The organism is Acinetobacter sp. UBA1496 (genome assembly GCF_002324975.1).
Classification (GTDB): domain Bacteria; phylum Pseudomonadota; class Gammaproteobacteria; order Pseudomonadales; family Moraxellaceae; genus Acinetobacter; species Acinetobacter variabilis.
This window is the reverse complement of record NZ_DCRI01000067.1, coordinates 11426-20131: the sequence shown is the minus strand read 5'-3', so window position 1 is coordinate 20131 and position 8706 is coordinate 11426. Positions and strand designations below refer to the sequence as shown.

Annotated in this window: 6 protein-coding genes; 5 read left to right on the top strand and 1 reads right to left on the bottom strand. The window is 40.8% G+C overall.

The genetic code is table 11. The features are described 5' to 3' along the window. Positions 1 to 267 precede the first annotated feature (267 nt). The 5 genes from B3143_RS07480 (at position 268) to B3143_RS07460 (ending at position 6897) form a co-directional block, all read left to right on the top strand. The gene (locus B3143_RS07480; protein WP_286739997.1) at positions 268 to 1527 is read left to right on the top strand and encodes a mechanosensitive ion channel family protein; all 1260 of its coding nucleotides are present in this window, start codon (positions 268 to 270) and stop codon (positions 1525 to 1527) included. Between the two features lie 245 nt (positions 1528 to 1772). Beyond that, the gene (locus B3143_RS07475) at positions 1773 to 3629 is read left to right on the top strand and encodes an ABC transporter ATP-binding protein (RefSeq protein WP_286739995.1); all 1857 of its coding nucleotides are present in this window, start codon (positions 1773 to 1775) and stop codon (positions 3627 to 3629) included. 376 nt (positions 3630 to 4005) lie between these two features. Further along, positions 4006 to 5034, top strand: a complete 1029-nt coding sequence (locus B3143_RS07470; protein WP_286739993.1) for an AraC family transcriptional regulator — start codon at positions 4006 to 4008, stop codon at positions 5032 to 5034. 82 nt (positions 5035 to 5116) lie between these two features. Beyond that, positions 5117 to 5491: a glycine cleavage system protein GcvH gene (gcvH, locus tag B3143_RS07465; RefSeq protein WP_286739991.1), complete on the top strand. Its 375-nt coding sequence runs from the start codon at positions 5117 to 5119 to the stop codon at positions 5489 to 5491. Between the two features lie 239 nt (positions 5492 to 5730). Further along, the gene (locus tag B3143_RS07460; protein WP_286739989.1) at positions 5731 to 6897 is read left to right on the top strand and encodes an MFS transporter; all 1167 of its coding nucleotides are present in this window, start codon (positions 5731 to 5733) and stop codon (positions 6895 to 6897) included. Positions 6898 to 6971: 74 nt separating this feature from the next. Here B3143_RS07460 and B3143_RS07455 read toward each other — a convergent pair whose 3' ends face one another. Next, complete coding sequence (locus B3143_RS07455; protein WP_005235842.1) at positions 6972 to 8168, bottom strand: PilT/PilU family type 4a pilus ATPase; 1197 nt, start codon at positions 8166 to 8168, stop codon at positions 6972 to 6974. Positions 8169 to 8706 lie beyond the last annotated feature (538 nt).

Here is an 8706-nt window from a genome sequence, read left to right as displayed (position 1 = left end):
TGGTATTTGAATCTGCGGTTTAAAAAGAAGTATAGGAATACCAAGTTAGGCTGTTCTATCGATTTTTCACGTTTCCTAGCCATTAACCAATCAATTTCCATTGATCTATTTAATCTGAATTAACCTGAAGGAAAAAATAAATGCCTGAATAGTGATTAAGTTCGCATCCTCTAAGAAAGATATGTTTTAAAAGGTTATCCAAGATTAAAAAATTGCGTTTAAACCTATAAACTCTAACAAATTTTTTGAGTTAAAGAGAAAGATCAGTTGGAACAGTTTAATTTTATTCAGAATATTCGAGATTGGGCCGATCAGTACCCATGGCTGGAAATGTTATCTTCACTGAGTATTGTGATTTTACTGGCCATTCTTGCCAATGTGTTTGCCAAACAGATTGTTGTACGTGGCATCCGTCAACTGATTTCCAAAATGCCCTTTGCCAATAATCAGATTTTTGCTGAACATAGTGTGATTCGCCGGATTTCCAATATTGTTCCGGCAATCGTGATCATGAACGGGATTACCACTGTCCCGCATTTATCCGATAAAGTACAAACTTTTGTACAAATGGGTGCTCAGGCGTTTATTTTCCTGACCATTGCTCTGGCACTCGGTGAGTTACTGAATATCTTTAACCTGATTTATCAGCGTAATCCCAAGTCACGCAACAAGCCGATTAAAGGTTATTTACAGCTGGTCAAGCTGATCATCTTCATTGTTTGTGGCTTGATGATTTTAGGCACTTTCCTGAAAAAAGATGTATTCACCTTACTTGCAGGTTTTGGTGCGATGGCTGCTGTCCTGATGCTGGTCTTTCAAAATACGATTCTGTCACTGGTCGCTTCGGTTCAGATTTCATCTTATGACATGGTACGTATTGGTGACTGGATTGAAATGCCGACCCTAAACGCCGATGGTGATGTCATTGATATGTCATTACACACAGTGACTGTGCAGAACTTTGACAAAACAGTGACCACGATTCCGACCAATAAACTGGTGACTGATACCTTTAAAAACTGGCGCGGCATGCAGGATGCGGGTGCCCGCCGGATCAAACGTTCAATTCATATTGACCAAACCAGCGTGCATTTCATGACGGCTGAAGAACAGAACAAACTGAAAAATTTTATCCTGCTGGATCAATATCTGAATACCAAATCAGAAGAACTAGAGAAGTTTAACCAGCAGCTCCAGCACCATTCACAATACAACCAGCGCCGTCTGACCAATTTAGGCACGTTCCGCGCTTATCTGGAATTTTATCTGCAACAGCATCCCGGTATTGCCAAAAATTTCTCGTTAATGGTGCGTCAGTTACAACCGACTAGCGAAGGCTTGCCACTGGAAATTTATGCTTTCACCAATACGACGGTTTGGGCAGAGTATGAAAATATCCAGTCAGATATCATGGACCATATTCTGGCGATTATTCCGGAATTTGGATTGAAGGTGTATCAGGCGCCTTCTGGAAGTGATTTTAAGGAATCTTTTAACGCGAGTTCTTCATCTCCGATTATCACTTAAACTAACCTCTCAACTTAAGCCCGAAATAATCTCTTATTTCGGGCTTTTTATTCAGTATTTAAAATGAATTCAATCTCTTATTTTTGGTCTTCATATTATTTGGTATAAATCTGGTATGAGTTTTTGCTCTGCAACCTAAAGTTTGATTTGGTTAAACATTTGTGGCAATTTCAATCAAATTCAGACTTCAAAAAGCAGAATCCTTTATAATCTTCGCAAAGAAAATACATGATAAGAGTACGTGAATGTTTCGATGGCTTGAACGGCTGGTAGATCCCTATCCCACCAAAAACCTGAATCAACCTTTACCCACCAGGTTTTTTCCCTTTGTCTGGCAAGCAGCCTATGGGGTACGCCGTTATTTACTGATTCTGGTGCTATGTACCGCGGGTGCAGCCAGTTTTGAGGCCTTACTGTATTCAAAAATTGGCGATCTGGTGAACTGGTTGAGTCAAAGTCAGCCAGAAACTTTTTTAGATCAACATGCCAGCAACCTGACCTTATTAAGTATTATCTTGCTGGCTAATATCCTGTTTGCCAGTGCTCAGTCCCTGATCAAGCATCAGATTTTATATAGTAATTTCCCGATGCGTCTGCGTTGGCGCTTCCATAATTTATTGCTCAAACAGAGTTTGGACTTCTTCCATAATGATTTTGCCGGACGTTTATCGGCCAAAGTCATGCAGACGGCGCTAGCGATCCGGGAATTCTGGGTGATTTTGGGCGATATGCTGGCCTATGTGCTGATTTATTTCGTCACAATTAATATTGTTTTGGGTGCCATTTCACCCTTACTTATTTTGCCGCTTATGGTCTGGCTATTACTGTTTATCTGTGCTGCCTGCTATTTCATTCCAAGATTAAGTAAGATTTCATCCTTACAAGCGGATGCACGTGCAGTCATGACCGGACGTGTGACTGATGCCTATACCAATATTCAAACCGTAAAACTGTTTGCGCATGCAGGTCGCGAAAGTCAGTATGCCAAATCATCCATGCAGGAATTTATGGTTACGGTGTATAAACAGATGCGTCTGGGCGCTCAATACGAAATCAGCATTCTGATGCTGAGTGTTGTGCTATATGCAGGTGTGCTGGGAACTGCGATCTGGCTCTGGATGCAAGGTCAGGCGCAGCTTGGGATCATTGCAGCCACTACAGCAATGGTATTAAAGCTGAATAGTATTGCCGAGTTTATGATGTGGCAGACCTCTGCCCTGTTTGAAAATGTCGGTACTATTCAGGACGGAATGAAAACTCTGGGACGTCGAATCAATATTCAAGACAAAGAAGATGCGAAAGAACTGGAGCTGAAACACGGTGAGATTAAATTTGATAATCTCACTTTTGCCTATAATGAAAAACCGGTGATTGACCAGTTTAATCTGACCATTCGTCCGGGTGAAAAAATCGGCATCGTGGGTCGTTCCGGTGCCGGTAAATCAACTCTGATTCAATTGTTACTGCATTTCTATCATCTGAATCAGGGCCGTATTCTGATTGATGGCCAGGATATTGCCGATGTCACTCAGGACAGTCTGCGTAAAAATATTGCGCTGGTCACTCAGGATACGTCTTTGCTGCATCGTACCGTTGCTGAAAATATTAAATACGGTCGTCCAGATGCGACTGATGAAGAAATGTTTGAAGCTGTACGCAAGGCCAAAGCAGAAGAATTCATTCCGAATCTGACTGATTTGCGTGGCCGTAGAGGCTATGACGCCTATGTGGGTGAACGTGGCGTGAAGCTTTCTGGTGGACAGCGCCAACGTATTGCCATTTCCCGGGTATTCCTGAAAGATGCACCGATTCTGATTCTGGATGAAGCCACCAGTGCTCTGGATTCTGAGGTCGAAGCAGCTATTCAGAATAGTTTGGATGACTTGATGCAAGGTAAAACGGTTATTGCCATTGCGCACCGTCTATCTACCATTGCACAGATGGATCGTCTGATTGTGATGGATCAAGGTAAAATTGCTGAGCAAGGTACGCATGATGAACTGGTGGCCTTAAACGGGATTTATGCGCAGCTATGGCAACGTCAAACCGGCGGGTTTTTGGTACAACAACATGCCAAATCTGACAGCTTGCATGAAGCATAATTGCTCTCTATTCAGTAGTAGCTAAGCTCTACAACAGAAACCGAAGCATTCTATTTGAGTCACTTGAATAGTAATGCTTTGGTTTGCTTTTATGGGAATATCAACTATTCCACAAGCATTTTTAAATTCCAGATTATTCAAAAAACAGCCCTATTCTGAATTAATAGAAATCTGTAGCCTTAAAATTAAATACCTAAAATGTCTCTGGTTTACATTGATTTCCAACTTTAAATTAGGCTACTCTGCTTGAAGTCGATTGAAATTTTCTTGTGGAAATAGCCGCAGCTTTGTCCAACAATTTTTATCAAGAAAATGGCTTTTTTATACCAATATGAAGTGAAAATAAAAAAATTTGAATGAGTGCAACGGATCGCGCATGAAAACAATAGCTCCACGCCAAGACCAAGGTATTCCAGGTGTATACGGTCTCTTGCTTCTCGATGTCATTTCCCGCTGGGGGTATAATAATGAGTCGCTTTTTAAGCCTTTTGGCCTGACCAGTGAACAGTTGGCAGATTCTGAATACCGTATTCCGACACCAGTGGCCAACGAACTGGTCAAGCATGCCCTGAAACTCACTGGTGAACCGACATTGGGTTATCACTTAGGTACCCAGATGCGGATTTCGATTCATGGCTTTATCGGTTATGCCATCATGACGGCGAATAATATTACCGAAGCTCTGGTGCTGGCGAACCGATTCATTCAGTTACGTTTACCCTTCCTGCAGTTATTTTTCTCGACCTTTGGCGCTAAGGCAACGGTACAGCTGCAAACTGATATTCAGCTTGAACCGCTTCGTACAGAAATTTCGATTGCCCTGATGATTGGTCTGATCAGTATGGCTAAGGCTATTACAGGGGTTAACGATGCAACCGGAGAAATCGACTTTGATTTCAAAAAGCCGGAAGGTTTTGAGCGCTTCATGGCGAAATTTCCTACGCATCAGTTCCGTTTTGAACAACCGCATTTAATTTTAAGTTTTGATAAAAGCTACCTGATGAACAAGTTGGTACATGCTGATCCAATTGCCAGCCAGATTGCGATTAATCAGTGTGAAGCCGAATTATCTGTCTTAGGTGAACGGCACCGGATTGCCATGCGGGTACGGGATATCCTGACTCATTCCGAACAGCATTATCTGAGTATTGAAAGCGTAGCTGAACGCCTGCATATGTCAGATCGAACCTTAAAGCGTCAGTTGGCCGCTGAAGGTACTTCTTTCTCTACGCTGGTGGATGAAGTGCGCTACCGGCATGCCACTTCCTTATTATCCCGTACAGACTTTACTCTGGAGCAGATCGCTGATGAACTTGGCTATAGTGATGTGGCCAATTTTAGTCGAGCGTTTAAGCGCTGGAGTGGTCGTAGCCCGAGCAACTGGCGTAAAGATCCTTATTTATAAGCAAGGATAAACCTTTTGTTTTGGCCAAAAAGAATGTATAAAACATGTCAAAAATGATCTTAAGATTTTTAAGGAGTTATCAATGAATCATCCTGCAGAATTAAAGTACGCAAGTACACATGAATGGGTACGCATTGAGGGTGATCTTGTTGTGACCGGTATTTCCGACCATGCACAGGATGCATTAGGTGATCTGGTTTATGTAGAAGCACCAGATCTTGACTCACATATTACTGCGGGCGAACAGGCTGGCGTGGTTGAATCAGTGAAAACCGCTTCTGATATTCATGCGCCTGTCTCTGGTACAGTCGTTGAAATCAATGCTGCGCTTGAAGATGATCCTGATTTTATTAATGACGACCCATATGGCAAAGGTTGGATCTATAAAATCAAACCGGACAATATGGCAGATGTTGAAAAGCTGCTTTCCAATACAGAATATGAAGCTGGTCTCTAAGCCGGTTTAAATTTAGAAAATCAGCCTTCGGGCTGATTTTTTTATTAAAGATCAATCGCCGCATTTCCTAGTTCAAATTAAATTTCATGTATTTATCATGAAATATCATTGTATTTTTCACTTATTTTTCCTAAAGTCTTGATCATATTCACTTCGCTCCTGAATAGGTCGCGCTTATTTATAACAATAATTTCCCATGCTGAGCCCAGCGTCTTACAGCATATCATTTTAGGAAAATCATGAACGCCAATGCAGCGCCATTATGGACCAAGCCTTTTGTGCTGTGTCTGGCCAATAACCTGTTTTTATTTATTTTCTATTTTGCACAAACCACGATTTTACCGATTTATATCCTGAAAGAATTAGGCGGAAACTTAGCCCAAGCTGGTCTGGCCATGACTTTGTTTATGATTTCAGCCATTGCGGTACGTCCATTTAGCGGCTTAATTATTGAAAAATTGGGTATCCGTAAAACCCTGATTGTTTCTGGAATCTTTTTCAGTCTATTTTCCCTAGCCTATTTGCTTGCCGATCAGCTGATGACCTTATTTATCATCCGTTTTTTGCATGGGATCTGGTTTAGTATTTTGACTACAGTCTGTGTCCCTGTAGTAAATCAGTTTATTCCAGAACAGCGTAAAGGCGAAGGCATGGGCTATTACGTCATGTCAGTCAATCTGGGTATTGTTCTAGGACCATTGATTGGCTTAAGTCTGATTGAATACTGGTCTTATTTTCAGATCACAATGCTGCTTATTGCATTAGTTTTTATCGGATTTGCTTTCTGCTTAATGATTCCGGTCAAAGAGCCTGAGCACATCATTCAAACTATTCCTGAGAAAAAAGGACTGGCGTTGTCTGATGTTGTAGAAAAGAAAGCATTGCCTGTTGCTGTTCTGGCAGCTCTGATTTCTTTCTCTTATGCCAGCATCATGTCTTTTATTGCACCTTTTGCTGCCAGTAAAAACCTGATGGCTTATGCCAGTTTATTCTTTGTCGTATTCGCCATTTCCATGATGAGTTTACGTCCGATTACCGGAAAAATTTACGATCGCAAAGGTCCACAATATGTGATTTATCCTGCGCTATTAGTATTTAGTTTAGGACTTTTTTTACTCAGTCAGATTCAGACGTTGTGGGGATTCCTGCTGGCTGCGGTATTGATTGGTGTCGGTTTTGGTAGCGCACAACCTTGCATCCAGACACTGGCCATTCAACGTGCACCGAAACACCGAATTGGTTATGCGACTTCGACCTTTTATGATGTAGGAATTGCGGTCGGCTCGCTCCTGATTGGGGTGCTTATTGCGACTTATAGTTATCAGTTCGCCTTTATTCTCTGTAGTTTACTCACCCTATGCAGTATTGTTTACTTTAAATTGGTCGTTCAAGTTAAGACTGCCTAATACAAGTTAATGTCTAAATATAATAAAAAACAGGCAGATGAACTGCCTGTTTTAATTCTGACACGAAGATGTATTTATTCAGATGCTGAAGTATTTTCTTGTTCTTTTTCTTCAGCTTTCGGTTCTTGCATCATCGTGAATTGTGTTGCTTCTCCGGCAGCAGGATTATCTTGGCGGTTGCTTTTCAGCTTGATCTGTAAACGTAATTCATTAGTCGAATCGGCATTACGCAATGCTTCCTCATAAGAAATCGCACCCTCGTTATACAGGTCAAATAAGGCCTGATCGAAAGTCTGCATGCCCAGTTCACGAGATTTGCCCATAATAGCTTTCAGCTCATGAAACTCACCTTTTAAAATCAGATCAGAAATCAAAGGTGTATTTAACATGATTTCAATCGCAGCCCGACGGCCTTTCCCATCCTGAGTACGAATCAGACGCTGGGAAATAATTGCCTTCATATTCGAAGATAGATCCATCAATAACTGATTACGGCGTTCTTCCGGGAAGAAGTTAATAATCCGGTCCAAAGTCTGGTTAGCATTATTGGAATGCAGTGTGCCCAGACATAAATGTCCGGTTTCGGCGAAGGCAATTGCGTGTTCCATGGTTTCAGTATCGCGAATCTCACCAATCAGAATCACATCAGGTGCCTGACGCAAGGTATTTTTCAACGCATTGTGCCAGGAATGGCAATCTACCCCGACTTCACGGTGAGTAATCATAGATTTCTTGTGCTTATGCACATATTCCACTGGGTCTTCCACGGTAATAATATGCCCTGCAGAATTTTCATTGCGGTAGTCGATCATCGCTGCCAAAGAGGTCGATTTACCTGAACCTGTTCCTCCCACAACCAGTACCAGACCACGTTTTTCCATAATCACGTGTTTCAATGATTCTGGTAATTTCAGTTTCTGAAAATTTGGAATTTCTGCCGTAATGGTCCGGATCACCATCCCAACCTGAAGCTGTTGTACGAAAACATTTACCCGGAAGCGCGATACACCCGGCACGGTAATCGCGAAGTTACATTCTAGTTCAGCTTCAAACTCTTGACGCTGTTTGTCATTCATCAAGCTATAGGCAAACAGTTTGGTTTTTTCAGCAGTTAGCGTCTGTTGTCCAAAAGGCTTCATTAAGCCCTGATGTTTGATACTCGGTGGAAAATCTGCGGTAATAAATAAGTCTGAGCCCCCATATTCTACTACTTTGGTCAGCATGTGATGCATGAATTTTTTTGCTTCGTCCAACAGTTCTGCCGTGAACATTCTCTTCCCCTGGAAATACACAATTACATGAATTTTAAATGCTTGATTCATGCCAATATCATTTGATTTTTATTGTGCAGCGTTTTTTAAAAAGCCTCAAATACATTTGATTTATAAAGAAAATATTTTTAAAGATTTATGTGATGAACTTCAATAAAAATAAAATTAACCTGCAATATGTAAGTTTTTTTAAAGAAACTCTGCTTAAAAAGAAGATTGTCATTTAAATGGTAAAACTCTGTCAGACGACTCATTATTTGTCCTTTATGACATATAGAGTGTTATTTTTCTTTCCTTATGATTACCAACTTCCCTATTTTTTATGTACCAATTTTGGTTCTACCACATGCAATAATGACTTATGAAAAATAGGACAATGTTTATAAAAATTGAACAACATCGTGGAACTTAGCTCAAATAACAGGCATGGAACTTCATAAATTATTAAAAAAGCCAAATTCAGCTAAGTTAAGCTTTTTATTTGACTATAAGAATATGATTTATATAAAATAAAATAGAGTATTTCGTATAAGGTGTA